General features: G+C 70.3%; 20 protein-coding genes, 1 pseudogene and 1 riboswitch. Of the genes and pseudogenes, 15 read left to right on the top strand and 6 right to left on the bottom strand.

Features of this window, described 5'->3' with window-relative positions:
• From ACFU95_RS16895 to gcvT, 3 genes and pseudogenes are all read right to left on the bottom strand, one after another.
• A pseudogene (locus ACFU95_RS16895) lies at window positions 1-144 on the bottom strand (serine hydroxymethyltransferase); the annotation flags it as partial.
• Between the two features lie 15 nt (window positions 145-159).
• Window positions 160-537 (bottom strand): glycine cleavage system protein GcvH, encoded by a 378-nt coding sequence (gene gcvH, locus ACFU95_RS16900; protein WP_383827879.1) that lies wholly within the window; start codon window positions 535-537, stop codon window positions 160-162.
• Window positions 538-701: 164 nt separating this feature from the next.
• Window positions 702-1,838 (bottom strand): glycine cleavage system aminomethyltransferase GcvT, encoded by a 1,137-nt coding sequence (gcvT, locus tag ACFU95_RS16905; protein WP_383827881.1) that lies wholly within the window; start codon window positions 1,836-1,838, stop codon window positions 702-704.
• A gap of 167 nt (window positions 1,839-2,005) precedes the next feature.
• A riboswitch (glycine riboswitch) is annotated at window positions 2,006-2,104 on the bottom strand.
• A gap of 169 nt (window positions 2,105-2,273) precedes the next feature.
• Between gcvT and ACFU95_RS16910 the strand changes: the two genes are divergently transcribed.
• The 9 genes from ACFU95_RS16910 to ACFU95_RS16950 all read left to right on the top strand — a co-directional run bounded on the left by ACFU95_RS16910 (window position 2,274) and on the right by ACFU95_RS16950 (window position 12,052).
• A complete protein-coding gene (locus ACFU95_RS16910; RefSeq protein ID WP_383827883.1) occupies window positions 2,274-2,948 on the top strand; it encodes an AAA family ATPase in 675 nt (224 codons plus the stop codon).
• Window positions 2,949-3,029: 81 nt separating this feature from the next.
• The gene (locus ACFU95_RS16915) at window positions 3,030-3,821 is read left to right on the top strand and encodes an enhanced serine sensitivity protein SseB (RefSeq protein ID WP_383827885.1); all 792 of its coding nucleotides are present in this window, start codon (window positions 3,030-3,032) and stop codon (window positions 3,819-3,821) included.
• A 97-nt stretch (window positions 3,822-3,918) separates the two neighbouring features.
• Entirely contained in the window at window positions 3,919-4,719 is an 801-nt protein-coding gene (locus tag ACFU95_RS16920; protein ID WP_383827887.1) for an enhanced serine sensitivity protein SseB C-terminal domain-containing protein, read from the top strand.
• Between the two features lie 364 nt (window positions 4,720-5,083).
• A complete protein-coding gene (locus tag ACFU95_RS16925) occupies window positions 5,084-6,082 on the top strand; it encodes an ABC transporter permease (protein ID WP_383827889.1) in 999 nt (332 codons plus the stop codon).
• A gap of 91 nt (window positions 6,083-6,173) precedes the next feature.
• The gene (locus ACFU95_RS16930) at window positions 6,174-7,910 is read left to right on the top strand and encodes an ABC transporter substrate-binding protein (protein ID WP_383827891.1); all 1,737 of its coding nucleotides are present in this window, start codon (window positions 6,174-6,176) and stop codon (window positions 7,908-7,910) included.
• A gap of 69 nt (window positions 7,911-7,979) precedes the next feature.
• Complete coding sequence (locus tag ACFU95_RS16935; protein ID WP_383827893.1) at window positions 7,980-8,987, top strand: ABC transporter permease; 1,008 nt, start codon at window positions 7,980-7,982, stop codon at window positions 8,985-8,987.
• Window positions 8,984-10,078: an ABC transporter ATP-binding protein gene (locus ACFU95_RS16940; RefSeq protein ID WP_383827895.1), complete on the top strand. Its 1,095-nt coding sequence runs from the start codon at window positions 8,984-8,986 to the stop codon at window positions 10,076-10,078. Before ACFU95_RS16935 ends, ACFU95_RS16940 begins: the two co-directional genes overlap by 4 nt.
• A complete protein-coding gene (locus ACFU95_RS16945) occupies window positions 10,075-11,331 on the top strand; it encodes an ABC transporter ATP-binding protein (protein ID WP_383827897.1) in 1,257 nt (418 codons plus the stop codon). The genes ACFU95_RS16940 and ACFU95_RS16945 overlap by 4 nt, the downstream gene beginning before the upstream one ends.
• Window positions 11,332-11,395: 64 nt before the next feature.
• Window positions 11,396-12,052 (top strand): trimeric intracellular cation channel family protein, encoded by a 657-nt coding sequence (locus tag ACFU95_RS16950; protein WP_383827899.1) that lies wholly within the window; start codon window positions 11,396-11,398, stop codon window positions 12,050-12,052.
• Here the strand turns inward: ACFU95_RS16950 and ACFU95_RS16955 are convergent.
• Entirely contained in the window at window positions 11,961-13,205 is a 1,245-nt protein-coding gene (locus tag ACFU95_RS16955) for an alpha/beta hydrolase (RefSeq protein ID WP_383827901.1), read from the bottom strand. The genes ACFU95_RS16950 and ACFU95_RS16955 overlap by 92 nt on opposite strands.
• A 134-nt stretch (window positions 13,206-13,339) precedes the next feature.
• Between ACFU95_RS16955 and ACFU95_RS16960 the strand changes: the two genes are divergently transcribed.
• From ACFU95_RS16960 to ACFU95_RS16970, 3 genes are all read left to right on the top strand, one after another.
• A complete protein-coding gene (locus ACFU95_RS16960) occupies window positions 13,340-14,203 on the top strand; it encodes a thioesterase family protein (protein ID WP_383827903.1) in 864 nt (287 codons plus the stop codon).
• Between the two features lie 69 nt (window positions 14,204-14,272).
• Entirely contained in the window at window positions 14,273-15,274 is a 1,002-nt protein-coding gene (locus ACFU95_RS16965) for a helix-turn-helix transcriptional regulator (protein ID WP_383827905.1), read from the top strand.
• A 152-nt stretch (window positions 15,275-15,426) separates the two neighbouring features.
• Window positions 15,427-15,846 (top strand): hypothetical protein, encoded by a 420-nt coding sequence (locus ACFU95_RS16970; protein WP_383827907.1) that lies wholly within the window; start codon window positions 15,427-15,429, stop codon window positions 15,844-15,846.
• A gap of 71 nt (window positions 15,847-15,917) precedes the next feature.
• On the opposite strand, the gene ACFU95_RS16975 is transcribed toward ACFU95_RS16970, so the two are convergent.
• Window positions 15,918-16,544: a TetR family transcriptional regulator gene (locus tag ACFU95_RS16975; protein WP_383827909.1), complete on the bottom strand. Its 627-nt coding sequence runs from the start codon at window positions 16,542-16,544 to the stop codon at window positions 15,918-15,920.
• 147 nt (window positions 16,545-16,691) lie between these two features.
• Between ACFU95_RS16975 and ACFU95_RS16980 the strand changes: the two genes are divergently transcribed.
• The 3 genes from ACFU95_RS16980 (at window position 16,692) to ACFU95_RS16990 (ending at window position 18,456) form a co-directional block, all read left to right on the top strand.
• Entirely contained in the window at window positions 16,692-16,844 is a 153-nt protein-coding gene (locus ACFU95_RS16980) for a hypothetical protein (protein WP_383827911.1), read from the top strand.
• A 42-nt stretch (window positions 16,845-16,886) separates the two neighbouring features.
• Window positions 16,887-17,165: a DUF4190 domain-containing protein gene (locus ACFU95_RS16985; RefSeq protein ID WP_383827913.1), complete on the top strand. Its 279-nt coding sequence runs from the start codon at window positions 16,887-16,889 to the stop codon at window positions 17,163-17,165.
• 115 nt (window positions 17,166-17,280) lie between these two features.
• Window positions 17,281-18,456: a cysteine desulfurase family protein gene (locus ACFU95_RS16990; protein WP_383827915.1), complete on the top strand. Its 1,176-nt coding sequence runs from the start codon at window positions 17,281-17,283 to the stop codon at window positions 18,454-18,456.
• 14 nt (window positions 18,457-18,470) lie between these two features.
• On the opposite strand, the gene ACFU95_RS16995 is transcribed toward ACFU95_RS16990, so the two are convergent.
• On the bottom strand, window positions 18,471-19,136 hold the full coding sequence (locus ACFU95_RS16995) for an N-acetylmuramoyl-L-alanine amidase (RefSeq protein ID WP_383827917.1): 666 nt from the start codon (window positions 19,134-19,136) through the stop codon (window positions 18,471-18,473).
• Window positions 19,137-19,165 lie beyond the last annotated feature (29 nt).

Here is a 19,165-nt window from a genome sequence, read left to right on the forward strand (position 1 = left end):
GACCGGCGCGAAGTTCTCGGAGGCGATCATCTCCAGGGTGGACTGCTGGCGCTCCAGCTCGGCGTCGAGCGCGGCGGCGATCGCCGGGTCCAGCTGGTGCAGGGGGGTGTTCAGAAGCGACTTGTCAGAGATGGGGGCAGACATAGGGGCTACGACTCCTCAGCCGGCGGTGTGGGCGACGTACTCGTCGGCGGAGAGCAGGTCGGCGGGCTCCTCCGTGACGCGTACCTTGAACAGCCAGCCGCCCTCGAAGGGGGCGGAGTTCACCAGCGCCGGGTCGTTCACCACGTCCTCGTTGATCTCGGTGATCTCGCCGGTGACCGGGGAGTACAGGTCGGAAACCGACTTGGTCGACTCCAGTTCACCGCAGGTGTCACCCGCGGTCACGGTCGAGCCGACCTCGGGGAGCTGGGCGTAGACGACATCGCCGAGCGCGTTGGCCGCGAACTCGGTGATGCCGACCGTCGAGACGCCGTCCTCGGCGGTCGACAGCCACTCGTGCTCCTTGCTGTAGCGCAGCTGCTGGGGGTTGCTCATGACCTGAATTCTCCTGTACGCGCGGGAGTGGTGATGAATGGGGGACTGCTGGAGACGTGTGTGAGCAGCGCAGATGTGCGCAGGGTCACGCACGGGCCGCTGTGAGTCGCTCTTTGTGGGCCACATTCCGGGCCCGACTTCTGGGCCAGTCTCTCCGTACGGCGTTACTTCTGCCGCTTGTAGAACGGCAGCGCCACGACCTCGTACGGCTCGTGGCTGCCGCGGATGTCCACGCCGACCCCGGCCGTGCCCGGCGCCGAGTGCGCCGCGTCGACGTAGGCGATGGCGATCGGCTTGCCCAGGGTGGGGGAGGGCGCGCCGGAGGTGACCTCGCCGATGACCTCGCCGCCGGCGACGACCGGGTACCCGGCGCGCGGGACGCGACGCCCCTCGGCGACCAGGCCGACGAGGACGCGCGGCGGGTTCTCGGAGGCGCGGGCGGCTGCCGCGGCGAGCGCCTCGCGCCCGACGAAGTCGCCCTCCTTCTCGAACTTCACCACCCGGCCGAGCCCGGCGTCGAAGGGGGTGAGGGAGGTCGACAGCTCGTTGCCGTACAGCGGCATGCCCGCTTCCAGCCGCAGCGTGTCCCGGCAGGACAGACCGCAGGCCACCAGGCCGACGCCCTCGCCCGCCTTGGTCAGCGCCTGCCACACCTCGACGGCGTGTTCCGGCCGCACGAACAGCTCGAAGCCGTCCTCACCGGTGTAGCCGGTGCGCGCGATGAGGGCGGGGACGCCGGCGACGGTGCCGGGCAGGCCGGCGTAGTACTTCAGGCCGTCGAGGTCGGCGTCGGTCAGCGACTTCAGGATGCCCGGGGACTCGGGGCCCTGGACGGCGATCAGCGCGTACGCGTCGCGGTCGTCGCGGACCTCGGCCTCGAAGCCGGCCACGCGCTCGGTCAGCGCGTCCAGCACGACCTGGGCGTTGGAGGCGTTGGCGACGACCATGTAGTGAGAAGACCCGGCCTCGGCCTCGGCGAGCCGGTAGACGATCAGGTCGTCGAGGATGCCGCCGTCGGCCTGGCAGATCATGGTGTAGCGGGCGCGGCCGACGCCGACCGAGGCGATGTCGCCGACCAGGGCGTGGTTGAGGAAGGCGGCCGCCGCGGGGCCGGTGACGGTGATCTCGCCCATGTGGGAGAGGTCGAACAGGCCGGCCTTGGTACGGACGGCGTTGTGCTCGTCGCGTTCGGAGCCGTACCGCAGGGGCATGTCCCAGCCGGCGAAGTCGGTCATCGTCGCGCCGAGGGCGCGATGCAGGGCATCGAGCGCGGTGTGACGGAGTTCTTCTGTACTGCTCATCGGACGGATGTCTCCCAAGGCATGACACGGGCGAGGTCGTTCCTCCCCATCTGTCATCGGAACCTGAGAGGTTCGCCGGGACCGCCACAGGGACGATCAACGGCTTGCACCTTGGGTGGGGCCACGCGTCCCGGGTAGAGACGGAGCGGCCCGCTTTTCAGATGTGCCTCGCCCGCGCGGTAACGGGGCCTGAGAGATTCAAGGGAGGGACTTGCTCCTTCGGCGCCCCAGCGATGGACTGCTGGGGACTCTCCCGCGCGGATTCAAACGGCCGGTATGCAGTTGGCGCGCACATCATTGCATGCCACGCTCGTCAACGGCAGGCCGCGTCTGTAACCGGCTTGTGGCAGGAAGTGAACGAAAATGCGAGAGATCATCCATTACCTTCTCTTTACGCTCAGTGGGGATGGGGAATCCTGACCCCGGAGGAGGACGATGACGGTGAACCGCACTACGGCGTACGCCACGACCTCGGGCATGGCGCTGCCCAAGCAGCCCGCGGCCCCGGCGGCCGAAGCCCGCGGCACGTGCCTCGCACCCGTGGTCCGTGATCTGCGCGAGCGCTCCGGCCACAGTCCGCGCGCGCTGCTCTTCGGCCCTCAGGACCTCGTCGTGATCACGGGCCTGCCCGGCAGCGGCAAGTCCACGCTGATGAAGCGCACGGTCAAGGGCACCCGCGTCGACTCCCAGGACACCCGGGACCGCTGGGACGCCCGCATGCCCCGCTTCCTCCCCTACGCCGTCTACCGCCCCCTGGTCCGCCTCGCGCACTACGCCGGACTGCGCCGCGCGGTCCGCTCCGGCGAGGGCGTCGTCGTACACGACTGCGGTACCCAGGCCTGGGTGCGCGGCTGGCTGTCCCGCGCGGCCCGTCGCCGCGGCGGCAGCCTGCACCTGCTGCTGCTCGACGTCGCCCCGGACACCGCCCTGGAGGGCCAGCGCGAGCGCGGCCGGGGCGTCTCGCGCTACGCCTTCCTGCGCCACCGCAGGGCGGCCGCCCACCTGCTGACCTCGGCGGAGAAGGGCAACCTGCCCCAGGGCTGCGGCTCGGCGGTACTGATCGACCGGGAGGCGGCGGACGCCCTGCGCCGGATCGGTTTCGCGGGCTGAGCCGCCGTAGACCTGTACGGGGTGGTCACCCGCTAGCCTTTTGAGCCACAGCAGCGGTTCATAGCAGGCGGTTGACAGCAGATGGACTTCCCGGCGGAACTTCCCGCGGACTTCCCGGCACAGGCGCACCCCCATCCGCACGGCGGTTGGCCCGGCAACGAGCTGGAGGAGGTGCTCTCGGCCTCCCTCGGCCTGCCCTCGGCCGGCGGCCGGATCATCGAGGTGCTGGGCCGCAGCTTCGTCTGGGTGCCCCTGCCCGGCGGTGGCGGGCCGGACAGCGGTCCGCTGGACCTGCCGACGGTGGAGATCGAGGGCCAGGCCTACGTCCCGGTCTTCAGCTCCGAGGAACAGTTCCGCCAGGTCGTGGGCTCCCACCTGTCGTACACCATCGCCCCCGCCGTGGAGTTCGCCCGCGGTCTGCCCCCGCACGTGGGTATCGCCGTGAACCCCGACGGCGTGGTCGGAGTGCCCCTGCCGCCCGCCGCCGTGGCCGAGCTCTGCCGCGTGGGCCGCACACCGCTGGACGGCCTGACCTCCGGAGGGCGCGTCAAGCTCTACGAGCCCGACTGGCAGGACGAGCCGGTCGACTTCCTCGCGGTGGCGTCGGCCGAGTTCGCCGAGACCGGCGTGGTCACGACGGCCCGCCGCTGCCTGGCGGTGATCGAGACGGCCGCCCCGGTGATGTTCGTCGGCGTGGAACTCTCCCAGTGGGAGGGCGACTTGCGAGCGGCCCCCATGGACGCCCTGTCCCGGGCCCTGGGCCGCGCCCCACTGCCGTGGCCGGTCAACCTGGTCCTCCTGGACGTGGCCCAGGACCCGGTGATCGACTGGATGCGCCAACGGGTCCGCCCCTTCTACCAGCGGGGCTATTGAACGTCCGCAGACCACATCAGGTCCCGACCTCTCCGGCTCTCCCGGCGGAGCGCCTAAGCTGGGCCCAAAGCCAAATTTCCCGAAGGGGCGGTAAAAGGTGAGTGCGAGCGGCACCACCTCGACCGGACAGGTCGAGCACATGCTGCGCCAGGTGACGCCCGGGCGCTACGACGCCTACGAGGCCCTCCTGCGCGCGCTCGCGACCCCGTCCTCCGGCCAGATCTGGATGCTGCTGTGGCACGGCCAGGCCGGCTCCCCGGACGCCCAGTACGGAAACATGGAGGTCGAAGGCTACGGGTACGCCCCCTGCGTCACCTCCGCCCAGGAGCTGTCGGCCAGCGGCTGGAACCGCTCGTACGAGGTGGTCGACGGCATCGACGTGGCCCGCACCCTCTACCCGGACCACTTCGGCCTCTGGCTGAACCCGCACGCCCCGGGCGGCGGCCTCGGCATCCCATGGCTCGACCTGCGCCGCATCGCCACCGGCCTGGACCGCCAGCCCGCCGGCCCGCTGCGCCTGGCGGAACCCGGCATCGAGATCCCGCAGTTCTACGCCCTGCTCGCGCAGAACGCCCACCGCACCCCGGCCGTCCGCTCCCTGCGCCGCGCCTGGGTGCAGCCGGCGCTGGGCGCGCCGTATCTCGCGATCGGGCTCGACGTGTACGACACCAGCCCGCCCGCCGTCGACTCGGTGCGCTCGATGATGCTCCAGTCGATCGGCGCGGTCCCGGACGGACTGCCGGTCTCGACCGTGGCGATGTCCGACGAGGACGACCCGGTCGCCATGTGGATGCGGGCGACCGCCCGCCCGTTCTACGACCGCGAGGCGCACGCCCCCGCGCCCGTCCAGGCGCCGGCGGCCGGCTACGGCTACCCACCGCCACAAGGCCGTTACTGATCATTCACGGGCCGGCCCGCCGAGCGGTCGGCGACCCGACTGTCGTAGGCGCAACGGGCCGCGGACTGCGGTTTCGCAGGTGAATCTTCGCGCGTAGATGTGATCGGAAGGTCCCGGTCCGCCCTCATACGCCCCAACTGGCGCGCGTCCGACCCCCGTTACCCACTGTTCGGATAACGGAACCTCGCAGCCTGCATCACGGTTGCGCATACTTTCCTTGCCAACTCTGGCAACAGATCGCCAAAGCGTTGAAGACTCCCCGCACAAGACACGGACCGGTAGGTCCTGTGTGCGAGTTGGAGCAACCGCTACAGCGGCAGCCAGGGGGGCCGGCAACCGTCGGCCGAGAGGGGTCAGACGTACCGTGACGGCACCGATCGAGACCACCGGAGCGCAGGCCGACGCCCAGCCGGAGGCCGCGCTGAAGGGGGTCGAGGCCCGGAAGATCGAGGGCCGGTCACTCGGGCAGATCGCCTGGACCCGTTTCAAGCGCGACAAGGTCGCGGTGGCGGGCGGCATCGTTGTCGTGCTGCTCATCCTCGTGGCGGTCCTGTCCCGCCCGCTGCAGTCGCTGCTGGGACTCGACCCCAACGCCTTCCACCAGGACCTGATCGACCCCAACACCTCGCTGCCCAAGGGCGACTTCGGCGGGATGAGCTGGGACCACCCGCTGGGTGTCGAGCCGAAGTTCGGCCGCGACATCCTCGCGCGGATCCTGGAGGGCTCCTGGGTCTCCCTGGTCGTGGCCTTCGGCGCGACGATCCTGTCCAACGTGATCGGGACGGTGCTCGGCCTCGTCGCCGGCTACTACGGCGGACGGGTCGACACCATCGTCAGCCGGCTCATGGACACCTTCCTCGCGTTCCCGCTGCTCCTGTTCGCCATCGCCATCTCGGCGACGCTCCAGGGCGGTGCCTTCGGCCTCGAAGGGCTGCCCCTGCACATCTCCGTCCTGATCTTCGTGATCGGCTTCTTCAACTGGCCGTACATGGGACGCATCGTGCGCGGCCAGACCCTGGCCCTGCGCGAGCGGGAGTTCGTCGACGCCTCCCGGGGGATGGGGGCCGGCGGCCCGTACATCCTCTTCAAGGAACTGCTGCCCAACCTCGTCGCGCCGATCATCGTCTACTCGACGCTGCTCATCCCGACGAACATCCTCTTCGAAGCCTCGCTGAGCTTCCTCGGTGTGGGCATCCAGCCGCCCCAGGCGTCCTGGGGCGGAATGCTCAACCAGGCCGTCGACTTCTTCGAGGTCGACCCGCAGTACATGATCGTTCCCGGCCTGGCGATCTTCATCACGGTGCTGGCCTTCAACCTCCTCGGTGACGGCCTGAGGGACGCACTCGACCCCCGCAGCCGCTGACGTACGCGGTCGCGACACCCGAATGCGACCCGACGTCCCACCCAAGTGTCCACCTACGAAGGGGAATCCGACCATCATGCGAAGGTCAGCAATGGCCGCAGTTGCGGTCGCCAGTAGCGCCGGCCTGCTTCTCGCGGGCTGCAGCAAGGCCGACGAAGGCAGCGACACACCCAAGGGCGCCGGCGCGAACGCCGCGACCAAGGGAGTGGTGAACGCGTCGACCCACAAGGGCGGCACGGTCACCTACGCGAGCGCCGACGCTCCCGAGTCCCTGGACCCGGGCAACATGTACTACGCCTACGGCTACAACTTCAGCCGCCTCTACGCGCGTCCCCTGATGACCTTCAAGCCCGCCCCCGGTGAGGCCGGCAACGAACTCGTCCCGGACCTCGCCGAGGGCGCGGGCACTCCCAGCGACGGCGGCAAGACCTGGACGTACAAGATCCGCCAGGGCGTCAAGTACGAGGACGGGACCGCGGTCACCTCCAAGGACGTCAAGTACGCGGTGGAGCGTTCGAACTTCGCGCGTGACGTGCTGTCCCTCGGGCCCAACTACTTCCAGAACCTGCTGGACGACCCGGACAAGTACAAGGGCCCCTACAAGGACAAGAGCGAAAAGGGCATCTCGTCCATCGAGACCCCGGACGACCACACGATCGTCTTCCACCTGAACAAGGCGTTCTCCGAGTTCGACTACCTGGTCAGCGCCCCGCAGACGGCCCCCGTGCCGCGGGCCAAGGACACCGGTGTGGACTACACCAAGAAGGTCGTCTCCTCCGGCTCGTACAAGTTCGAGAAGTACGAGGAGGGCAAGCAGATCGTCCTCGTCCGCAACACCGAGTGGGACGCCAAGACGGACCCGCTGCGCAAGCAGTACCCGGACAAGATCGTGGTGAACCTCAAGGTCAACAAGGCCACGATCGACAAGGACGTGATGTCCGGGGCCACGATGATCGACATCCAGGGCACCGGTGTCGACGCGCAGACCCAGGCGCAGATCCTGAACGACAAGGCCGAGATGGCCAACACGGACAACGCGCCGGGCGGCCGCCTCATCTACGCGGCGATCAACACCAAGCTGGCGCCGTTCAACAACGTCGAGTGCCGCAAGGCCGTCGAGTACGCGATCGACAAGACCGCCGTGCAGACCGCGATGGGCGGCCCGATCCGCGGTGACATCGCCACCACCGTCCTGCCCACCGACGTCTCGGGCTACGAGAAGGCCGACGCCTACGCCACCAAGGGCAGCAAGGGCGACGTGGCCAAGGCCAAGGAGCACCTGAAGGCCTGCGGCAAGGAGGGCGGCTTCAAGACCTCCATCTCGGCCCGCACCGACCGGCAGGGCGAGGTCGACGCGGCCACCGCGATCGTCGGCGCACTGAAGAAGGTCGGCATCGACGCGGACATCAAGCAGTACCCGTCCGGCAAGTACTTCTCCGACTACGCGGGCGTGCCCAAGTTCAACGAGAAGAACAACATCGGCCTGATGATGATGCAGTGGGGTGCCGACTGGCCCACCGGCTACGGCTTCCTCCAGCAGATCGCGCACGGCAAGGCCATCAGCCAGTCCGGTAACACCAACCTGTCCGAGCTGGACGACCCCGCGATCAACAAGCTGCTGGACGACGCGATCGGCAACACCGACGAGGCCGCCCGCACCAAGGCGTACGCCGAGGTCGACCAGAAGGTCATGGAGCAGGCCGCCATCGTGCCGCTGACCTACTTCAAGGTCCTGCTGTACCGCACGCCGCACGCCACCAACCTGGTGTCGACGTCCGCCTTCAGCGGTCAGTACGACTACCTCAACGTCGGTACCGCCGAGAAGTAGCCCCGGAAGGCAGGTGAAGGCATTGGCGCCCGCGGACTTCGTCCTCCGCGGGCGCCGGCGCCGGTCCTCGTGATCTCGTACATCATCCGCCGGACGATCGCGGCACTGGTCCTGCTGCTCGTCGTCACCGCGGTCACCTTCGGCATCTTCTTCATCCTGCCGAAACTCGCAGGGCAGACCGCCGACCAGCTGGCACAGCAGTACATCGGCAAGAACCCGACCCCCGCGGACATCGCCGCGGTCAAGGCGAACCTCGGACTCGACCAGCCGATCTACGTCCAGTACTGGGAGTTCATCAAGGGGATCGTCTCCGGCGCCACCTACGACCTCGGCCCCACCACGGTCCGTTGTGACGCCCCCTGCTTCGGCTACTCCTTCAAGGACCACATCGAGGTCTGGCCCCAGCTGACCGAACGGCTGCCGGTCACCCTCTCGCTGGCTCTCGGCGCCGCCGTGCTCTGGCTGGTCGGCGGCATCACGGCCGGTGTCATCTCCGCACTCAGGCCGGGCTCGTTCTTCGACCGGTCCGCCATGGGCGTGGCCCTGGCGGGCGTCTCCCTGCCCATGTTCTTCACCGGGCAGCTGGCCCTGCTGTTGTTCAGCTACAAGCTGGAGATCTTCGGCAGAACCTACGTCCCCTTCACCGAGAACCCCTCCCAGTGGGCCAACACCCTGTTCCTGCCCTGGTGTTCGCTGGCTCTGCTCTACTCGGCCATCTACGCCCGGCTGACCCGCTCGGGCATGCTGGAGACCATGAACGAGGACTTCATCCGAACCGCCCGGGCCAAGGGCCTGCGCGAGCGAAAGGTCGTCGTCCGACACGGTCTGCGGGCCGCGTTGACCCCGCTGGTGACGGTCTTCGGCATGGACATCGGCCTGCTGCTCGGCGGTGCCGTCATCACCGAGACGGTGTTCTCCCTGCACGGCATCGGTGAGTACGCGGTCCAGGCGATCACCGCCAACGACCTGCCCCCGATCCTCGGCGTGACCCTGCTCGCGGCGTTCTTCGTCGTCTTCATGAACCTTGTGGTGGACCTGCTGTACGCCACGATCGATCCGCGGGTGAGGCTCTCGTGACCGACCTGACCAAGACCGGGGCCGCCGTGGGCGAGCCCGTGCGTGCCGGCGAGCCGCCCCGGGCGTTCCTCGAAGTGCGCGACCTCAAGGTGCACTTCCCGACCGACGACGGCCTGGTCAAGTCCGTGGACGGGCTCTCCTTCCAGTTGGAGAAGGGCAGCACCCTCGGCATCGTGGGCGAGTCCGGCTCCGGCAAGTCCGTGACCTCGCTGGCCGTCATGGGCCTGCACCGCCTGGGCAACCGCGGCAAGAACGTGCGGATGTCCGGCGAGATCTGGCTCGACGGCAAGGAACTCGTCTCGGCCAGTCCCGACGAGGTGCGCCGGCTGCGCGGCCGCGAGATGGCGATGATCTTCCAGGACCCGCTGTCCGCCATGCACCCGTACTACACGGTCGGCAGCCAGATCGTGGAGGCGTACCGGGTCCACAACAAGGTCGACAAGAAGACCGCCCGCCGCCGCGCCGTCGAACTCCTCGACCGCGTCGGCATCCCGGAGCCGAACAAGCGGGTGGACATGTACCCGCACGAGTTCTCCGGCGGTATGCGGCAGCGCGCCATGATCGCCATGGCCCTGGTGAACAACCCCGAGCTGCTGATCGCGGACGAGCCGACCACCGCCCTCGACGTGACCGTGCAGGCGCAGATCCTCGACCTCGTCCGGGACCTCCAGAAGGAGTTCGGCTCCGCGGTCATCATCATCACGCACGACCTCGGCGTGGTCGCCGAGATCGCCGACGACATCCTCGTGATGTACGGCGGACGCTGTGTGGAGCGCGGACCCGTCGACAAGATCTTCTACGAGCCGTCGCACCCCTACACCTGGGGCCTGCTCGGCTCGATGCCGCGCATCGACCGCGAGCAGACCGACCGGCTCATCCCGGTCAAGGGGCAGCCGCCGAGCCTCATCAACGTCCCCTCGGGCTGCGCGTTCAACCCGCGCTGCCCTTACGCGGACGTCCCCAAGGGCGGGGTCACCCACACCGAACGCCCCGAACTGCGCGAGGTCGGCAGCAGGCACTTCACCGCCTGCCACCTGTCGCAGGAGGACCGCACCCGGATCTGGACCGAAGAGATTGCGCCGAAGCTGTGAGCGAGACTGAGACCGGGGCCGGGACCGCGGCCGTGAAAGCCGGGCCGGCCGACGACGAGAAACCGCTGCTCAAGGTCGAGGGCCTGGTCAAGCACTTCCCCCTCAAGAAGGGGCTGCTGCAGCGGCAGGTCGGGGCGGTCAAGGCCGTGGACGGCATCGACTTCGAGGTGCGCCGGGGGGAGACCCTCGGTGTCGTGGGCGAGTCCGGCTGCGGCAAGTCGACCATGGGCCGGCTCATCACCCGGCTGCTGGAGCCGTCCAGCGGCAGGATCGAGTTCGACGGCACGGACATCACGCACCTGGGCACGAGCGGCATGCGCCCGCTCCGCCGCGACGTGCAGATGATCTTCCAGGACCCGTACGGCTCGCTGAACCCCCGGCACACCATCGGCAGCATCGTCTCGGCACCGTTCCGGCTCCAGGGCGTCGAACCCGAGGGCGGCGTCAAGAAGGAGGTCCAGCGCCTCCTTGAGCTGGTGGGCCTGAGCCCCGAGCACTTCAACCGCTACCCGCACGAGTTCTCCGGCGGCCAGCGCCAGCGCATCGGCATCGCCCGCGCGCTGGCCCTCAAGCCCCGGATGGTCGTGGCCGACGAGCCGGTCTCCGCGCTCGACGTGTCGATCCAGGCGCAGGTCGTGAACCTGATGGACGACCTCCAGGACGAGCTCGGGCTGACGTACGTGATCATCGCGCACGACCTGTCCGTCGTACGCCATGTCTCGGACCGCATCGCGGTGATGTACCTCGGCAAGATCGTGGAGCTGGCCGAACGGGACGCGCTGTACGCGTCGCCGATGCACCCGTACACCAAGGCCCTGCTGTCGGCGGTGCCGATCCCGGACCCGAAGCGGCGCACGGCCAAGAGCGAGCGCATCCTGCTGCGCGGTGACGTGCCCTCGCCGATCGCCCCGCCGAGCGGCTGCCGCTTCCACACGCGGTGCTGGAAGGCGACGGAGGTCTGCCGGACGACGGAGCCGCCGCTGGCGGAGCTGCGTCCGGGGCAGCGGGTGGCGTGCCACCACCCGGAGGACTTCGCGGACCAGCAGCCGCAGGACACGGTGCTGCTGTCGGTGGCCAAGGAGGCCGCGGAGCTGGTGCCGGACGAGGTGACCGCGTCGCCGGCGGCCGCGGAGGAGACCCCGGAAGCGCCCGGGAAGGCGCTCGCGAAGCCGTCCGAGGCACCGCCCGCCGAGGCGGCCACGGAACCCTCCGACGAGTCGTCCAAGGACGACAGCAAGGACGACAGCAAGTAGCCACGCTCAAGGCCCCCGCCTTCTTTTGCAAGGCGGGGGCCTTCGGCTGCGTAAGAATGTACGGGTGCTCCAGCAATTGTTCAGCCCGTCCGTCCAGCACACGCTCGACCTGATCGGCATCTTCGTCTTCGCCATCTCCGGCGCCCTGCTGGCGGTCCGCAAGAACTTCGACGTCTTCGGTATCGCCGTTCTCGCCGAGGTCACCGCCCTGGGCGGCGGGCTCTTCCGGGACGTGGTCATCGGCGCCGTACCCCCGGCCGCCTTCACGGACCTGGGGTACTTCCTCACCCCGCTGTTCGCCGCGCTCCTGGTGGTCTTCCTCCACCCGCACGTGGAGCGCATCCAGACCGGCGTGAACGTCTTCGACGCCGCGGGCCTCGGTCTGTTCTGCGTCGCCGGGACGACGAAGGCGTACGACTACGGCCTCAACCTCACCGCGTCCGCCTGCCTGGGCATGGCGACCGCCGTGGGCGGCGGTGTGCTGCGCGACGTCCTCGCCAACGAGGTGCCCTCACTGCTGCGCTGGGACCGCGACCTGTACGCGGTCCCGGCGATCGTGGGCTCCACGATGGTCGTCCTGTGCCTCCACTACGACGCCCTGAACTCGTTCACCAGCGCGCTCGCCGTCGTCACGGCCTTCGTGCTGCGGCTGCTCGCGATGCGCTACCACTGGCGAGCTCCGCGGGCCTGGAACCGGCGGTCGACGGTGCGAGAGGAGTAGTGCCGCCGGTGCCCGGAGCGGTACGGATCCGGTCCGCCCCCATCACCTCGCTCAGCCAGCGGAACGCCGGGACCACCTGAGGCTTCCACAGCGCCATGGTGTGCCCGCCCGCGCTGCTCGGGATGAACACCACGTTCACGGTCGTGGGGGCCTTCGCGGCCCGCTGGACGGCCATGGCCGCCTCGTACCCGTCGTTGGGCTGACCGGACAGGTAGAGCGCCACGCGCGGCGGGACACGGGACTCCTCGAGCAGCACATACGGGTTGTTCGCGGCCCGCAGGGCCGGTGACTTGCCGGCCAGCGACTTGGATTCGGCGCTCGGGTCGTTGTAGCCGGACATGCTGACCGCGGCCCGGTAGCGGTCGGGGTGGGCGACGGCCAGCTTCGCCGCGCAGTGCGCACCCGCCGAGTACCCGGCCACCGCCCAGCCGTCCGGCGCCGCCTGGGCCCGGAAGTTGTCCATGACCATCCTCGGCACGTCGACGCTGAGCCAGCTGTCGGCGTTCACCTTGCCCGGGATGTTCGCGCAGCCCGTGTCCACGCCGGGCAGCAGCGAGGTACGCGGGGAGACGATGATGAACGGCTCGATCTGCCCGTCGCGCATCAGCGGCGCCAGCTGCTCGGGTGCGTCCAGTGATCCGTACCACGCCTTCGACGAGCCCGGATAGCCCGGCAGCACCTCGACGACCGGGAACCGGTGGGTGCGGTAGGCGGGCTCGTGGTACTGCGGCGGCAGCCAGACGTTGACCTCGGCGTGCACGCCGGACACCCGGCCCGTGAGCTGCGTGACCAGCACCCCGCCCGCCGAGCCCATCCCCGGACCCTTGCCCGGCTTGAAGGTCTGGCGGACCTTGGGCAGCTTCTCCAGGGAGATCCCGCCGGTGCCGCTGGCCCCGAGGTCGGCGGCCTCGTGGACGTGGTTGCCGGTGCCGAGCAGGTCGCCCCAGTTGTCGTACAGCTGGTTGGAGTTGTTGACCATGGTGAAGACCAGGGCGACCGCCGTGCCCTGGGCGAACAGCAGCATCAGCACCCGGGAGGCGGCCCGCGCGACCTTGGGACCGCGCACCCGCGACCAGAGGACCAGCGGCAGTGCGACGGCGACGACGCACAGCGCGATCAGCGTGTAGAGGAACGGGGCCCCGGTGAGACTCATGTCCTCATAGAGGGGGAGAGCGGGCTCCGGGTTTCGGACGAGCGGGGACACTTACCGAAAAGTTGCTCACATCCCGCCCGTGGCCCGAAACGAAAAAGCTACCGCTTAGTAGTTAGCTGTTGTACCGTTCAGCCATGCCAGAAGCAGCCTCCGCACCGACGGCCCCGCAGGCCACGATCGGCGACAGCGAGTTCGACCGCGACACCGCGCTCACCCGGCGCGAACCCGGCGTCTACGACATCGACCTCTCCGCCGGCTGGACCATCATCAGCGCCGTCAACGGCGGCTATCTGCTGGCCGTGCTCGGCCGCGCCCTCGCGGACGCCCTGCCGCACGCGGACCCGTTCACGATCTCCGCGCACTACCTGACGGCGTCCCAGCCGGGCCCGGCGGTGGTCCGCACGGACGTGGTGCGCACGGGGCGGACCCTGTCGACCGGCCAGGCCTCGCTCTTCCAGCGCGACGAGCAGGGCCGCGAGGTCGAGCGGATCCGCGTCCTCGCCTCGTACGGCGACCTCGACTCCCTCCCGGACGACGTCCGTACGACGGCCAAGCCACCCGCGTTCCCGCCCATGGAGCACTGCTTCGGCCCCCAGGACGGCCCCGCCCCCGTCGACGGCAGCTCGGCCATCGCCGACCGCCTGATGCTCAAGCTCGACCCGTCCACCCTGGGCTGGGCGCTCGGGCAGCCCTCGGGCAAGGGCGAGATGCGGGCCTGGTTCGGCCTCGCGGACGGCCGCGACGCCGACCCGCTCTCGCTGCTGCTGGCGGTCGACGCCCTGCCCCCGACCGCCTTCGAGATCGGCATCTCCGGCTGGGTCCCGACGGTCGAACTCACCGTCCACATACGGTGCCGCCCGGCACCGGGCCCGCTGCGGGTGTCGATCACGACCCGCAACCTCGCGGGCGGCTTCCTGGAGGAGGACGCGGAGGTCTGGGACAGCGCCGACCGGCTGGTCGCCCAGTCGAGGCAGCTGGCACGGGCGCGGTTGAGCTGACGGGTCACGGGTCACGGGTCACGGGGCCGGCGCGGGCCGGACCCCGTGGCGGGCTGAGATCGTGGTCGGGTGAAGTCCGACCGCCTCCTCTCGATCCTGCTGCTCCTCCAGACCCGGGGCCGGGTCCCGGCGAGGGAACTCGCCGAGCGCCTGGAGGTGTCGGTCCGCACCATCTACCGGGACGTGGAAGCCCTGTCCACCACAGGTGTCCCGGTCTACGCCGAGCGCGGGCGCCATGGCGGCATCGAACTCCTCGCCGGGTTCCGTACGGACGTCACCGGCCTGACCGCGGACGAGTCCCGCGCGCTGTTCGTCCTGGCCGCTCAGGGCGCCCATGCCGCGCTCGGCCTGGACGCGGCGCTCGGCTCGGCGCTGCGCAAGGTGATGGCGGCCCTGCCGGCGCCGCACCGCCCGGCCGCCGAGGTGACCTCCCGCCGCGTCCTCGTCGACGCCACGCGCTGGAAAGGCGGCCCCCAGCCCGCCGTGCACCTGGACGTGTTGCAGGACGCTGTCTTCGCCGACCGGCGCCTCAGGCTGCGCTACCGGCACAGCGGCGACCAGGAGGCGCGGACGTACACCGTCGACCCGTACGGCCTGGTCTCGAAGGCCGGCGTCTGGTACCTGGTCGCCGACCGGCGGGGGAGACCGCGGCTGTTCCGCGCCGACCGGGTGCGGTCGGCGACCGTGCTGGACGACGCGGTGCGCCGTCGGACCGGAGTCGAACTCGCCGACGCCTGGGAGGTGTTGCGCCGCCAGGTGGAGGAGCGGCCGGGCGGGATCGACGTGACCGTGCGGGTCCGACGGGACCGGCTCGACCTGTTCCTGCGGCTCATGGCGTCCTCGCTGGTCTCGCTTCCCGAGACCGAGACCGAGACCGAGGCCCAGGCGGCGGACGAGGGCCGGGCCGAGGGCGGCTGGGCCACCGTCCGTCTCTCGCTGGGAGTTGTCGGCGAGGCCCGTCAACTCCTGCAGTTCTCCGACCGGGTGGAGGTCGTCTCCCCGCCCGAGGTGCGGGACGAACTGGCCCGAGCGGCCGTTTCTGTCACGGCCTTGTACCAGCGAGTAGGGTGAGGCTCCGAGGAAACGCGCAGGTCAGCGAGGTGTCTTGAGGGGGGCTTTGCCCGGCGCACAGGCCGTCGACAGCAGGGACTCAAGGAAGCCCTAAGCGGCGTTGGTTGAGTTCCGGCCCCAGGACTTCCTCATCTTCCATGGAGCTGTTTCTCATGAAGCGTGCGCGTCTCCTCCCCGCCGTGGCCCTGCTGGCGCTCTCGCCCCTGGCCCTGGCGGCCTGCGGGTCCGGCGACTCGTCGTCGACCTCGGACAGCGGCAACTCCGGCCAGCAGTCGTCGTCGTGCCAGCAGCCGTCCGGCGCTCCCAGCGGTGCGCCGAGCGGGGCTCCTTCGGGCATGCCCAGCGGGGCGCCTTCCGGCGCGCCGTCGGCGGGTGCGTCCGGTGCGCCGAGCGGTGCGCCGTCGGGTGCCCCGGGTGGCGGCGGTCAGGGCGCGCAGGGCGGCCAGGGCGGCCCCGGCGGGGGCCAGGGCGGCGGCTGCGGAGGCCCGGGCGGCGGGCAGGGCGGCGGGGCGGCTCCCAGTGGTGCCCCGAGCGGCGCGCCGAGTCCCGCGGCGACGGCGACCAAGAGCTGACGCGCTACGCCGTACGACAGGGGCGGCACTCCCGGTGAACGGGGGTGCCGCCCCTGTGGTGTCGCGGGGGTTCAATCCAGCCAATGTTCCCGGCCGATGCTGATCAACCGCATCTGGCGGGTCGCGACCTGGGCGACGCGCCGCCGCTCCTCCTCCGGCGCCTCCAGGACGTCCAGGAAGAGCGAGGCCGTCATCAGCATCTGGTCGACGTAGAGGTTGGCGAGCATGAGCAGGTCGTCATCGCTCCAGCCTTCGGAGACCGGGTCCTTGGCGAGCGCGACCTTCACCTCCTCGGCGAAACGGGCGAGCTGGTCCTGGATGGCCTCCCGCACCGACTGCACCCCGCCGTGCCGCTCACGGGCGATGAAGCGGACGTGGGCCGGCTGTGTCTCGACGTGGTGGGCGATCAGCTCGACGGCCCGCTCTATGCGTTGGTCGCTGTCCCCGGCCGAGGAGACGGTCGTACGGATCATGGGATGCAGACTGCCCAGCGCCTCCTCGACGAGGGCGACGCCGAGGTCGGCGGTGGAGCGGAAGTGCCGGTAGAAGGCGGTCGGCGCGACGCCGACGGCGCGGGTGACCTCGCGCAGACCCAGGCTGCTCAGGCTCTGCTCCTCCAGCAGGCCCAACGCCGCGTCCAGGAGCGCCTGCCGGGTCTTCTGCTTCTGCGCCTGCCGGATACCGAGGGTGTGACTCATACCATGCAGTTAACAACTGTTCTCTGGAATTGAAAAGCCGTGGGGCGCGCTAGACTTAGGAGTCAGTGAACAACTGTTACTACAACTGTTCACCGAAACTTAACGAGTGAGATCAACGAGAGAGATCTCAGAGGGGGATCCGATCCCATGCTGTTCCTCGTCGCCGCGCTTCTGCTGCTGGGCGTGCTGCTGGGCACCGTGGCCCACGCGCCGCTCGCCTTCACCGTCGTGGCCGCCGCCGTGATCGCCGCCTGGCTGGGCATCTTCGCCGCCCGCGAGCGCCGCGCCCGCCGCCACTGACCCCGCCCACCGCACCGAACCGACTTCTCGGAGCTGACACCCATGCAACTCACCGCCCCGGCCACCGGCCGCCCCGCCACCCGCACCCCCGCCCGCGACGCCGACGGAATGGCCGTGGCGTCGTTCATCCTCGGCCTCCTCGGCCTCCTGGTCTTCAACCTCTTCCTCGGCCCGACCGCCATCGTCCTGGCCGCGGCCTCCCTGTGGCGCGGCACCAAGCGCCGGGGCCGGGCGTACCTGGGCATGGGCCTGGGCGTCGCCGACCTGCTGGTTCTGCTGGCGTTCGTGCAGCTGGACAACACGCTGTCGTGGAGCTTCTAGAGGTCTGCGCGGCCGGTGGTGCCGGTTGTCACGGCACCAACTCAAGGGCGGCGCAGGCAAGGCGCCCCGGCCCGAGCCGAGCGCGGCGGACCGGCGCCGTAGAATCGTCGCCACCATGGCTTACCTCGACCACGCCGCGACGACCCCCATGCTCCCGGAGGCGGCAGAGGCGCTGACCGCCCAGCTGAGCGTCACCGGCAACGCCTCCTCCCTCCACGCATCCGGCCGCCGCGCCAGGCGCAACGTCGAGGAGGCCCGCGAGACCCTCGCGGACGCGCTCGGCGCCCGCCCCAGCGAGGTCGTCTTCACCTCCGGCGGCACCGAGGCCGACAACCTCGCGGTCAAGGGCCTGTACTGGGCCCGCCGCGACGCCGACCCGGCAGGCGCCCGCACCCGCGTCCTGGCCAGCCCCGTCGAGCACCACGCCGTCCTCGACGCCGTCCACTGGCTCGGCGAGCACGAGGGAGCCACGGTCGAGTACCTCCCGGTCGACGCGCACGGACGGGTCCACCCGGACGCGCTGCGCGAAGCCATCGCCCGCAACCCCCACGACGTCGCCCTCGCCACCGTGATGTGGGCCAACAACGAGATCGGCACCGTCATGCCGGTCCGCGAACTGGCCGACGTGGCAAGGGAGTTCGACGTCCCCCTGCACGCCGACGCGGTCCAGGCATTCGGCCAGGTGCCGGTCGACTTCGCCGCCTCCGGGCTCGCCGCGATGACGGTCTCCGGCCACAAGATCGGCGGCCCCTACGGCATCGGCGCCCTGCTGCTCGGCCGCGAGTACGCCCCCGTCCCCGTCCTGCACGGCGGCGGCCAGGAGCGCCACGTCCGCTCCGGCACCCTCGACGTCCCCGCCGTCGCCTCCTTCGCCGTCGCCGGCCGCCTCGCCGCCGAGCAGCGCGAGTGGTTCGACCGGGAGATCGGCGCCCTGCGCGACGCCCTGGTCGAGGCGGTCCGTACGGCGGTCCCGGACGCGATCCTCGGTGGCGACCCGGCACCCGGCGGCCGCCTCCCGGCCAACGCGCACTTCACCTTCCCGGGCTGCGAGGGCGACTCCCTGCTGCTGCTCCTCGACGCCCAGGGCATCGAGTGCTCCACCGGCTCCGCCTGCACGGCGGGCGTCGCCCAGCCCAGCCACGTCCTCCTCGCCACCGGCACCGACCCGGACCTGGCCCGCGGCACCCTCCGCTTCTCCCTCGGCCACACCTCTACCGAGGCCGACGTCGAGGCGGTCGCCCAGGCGATCGGACCGGCGGTCGAACGGGCACGGGCGGCCGGGCTCACCTAGGCACGGGCGGGCCGCTACGCGGGCGCCGTACGCTCCGCCCGCACGAGCTTCATGTACCGGTCCCAGTCCCAGTGCTTCCCGGGATCCGTGTGATCGGTCCCCGGCACCTCCACGTGCCCGATGATGTGCTCACGGTCGACGGGGATGTCGTAGCGCGCGCATATTCGGGCCGTGAGCCGCGCCGACGCCTCGTACATCTCGTCGGTGAGGTCCTGTGGCCGGTCCACGAAGCCCTCGTGCTCGATGCCGATGCTGCGTTCGTTGTAGTCGCGGTTGCCCGCGTGGTACGCCACGTCGAGCTCGCGGATCATCTGCGTGACGTGGCCGTCCTTGCGGACGATGTAGTGCGCGGCCGCGCCGTGCTCCGGGTCCTGGAACACCTTCACCGCGCTGGCGAAGCTGCCCTGGGTGACATGGATGATCACCATGTCCACGCCGTAGTCGTCGGGACGGTCCGCCCGCCGCCAGTTCGCGTCCGACGCCGCCACCCACCGCGCCCCGGCGTAGTCGACCTCGCCCTCCTTGCGCGGCTTCTCCACGCCGGGAACCCGCCACCACAGGCGCGCGAGCTCGTCGCGGGCCAGCACGGCCGAGCCCGCCGCGGCCACCGTCCCACCGATCAGCAAAGCGCGACGCCCGACCTTCCGGTCGCCGTCCTTCGGAGCCTTCCGCTGTCCCATGTGATCGTCAACGGATACCCGCGGGCCCT

The sequence above is a fragment of the Streptomyces sp. NPDC057623 genome (assembly GCF_042800355.1).
Classification (GTDB): Bacteria; Actinomycetota; Actinomycetes; order Streptomycetales; family Streptomycetaceae; genus Streptomyces.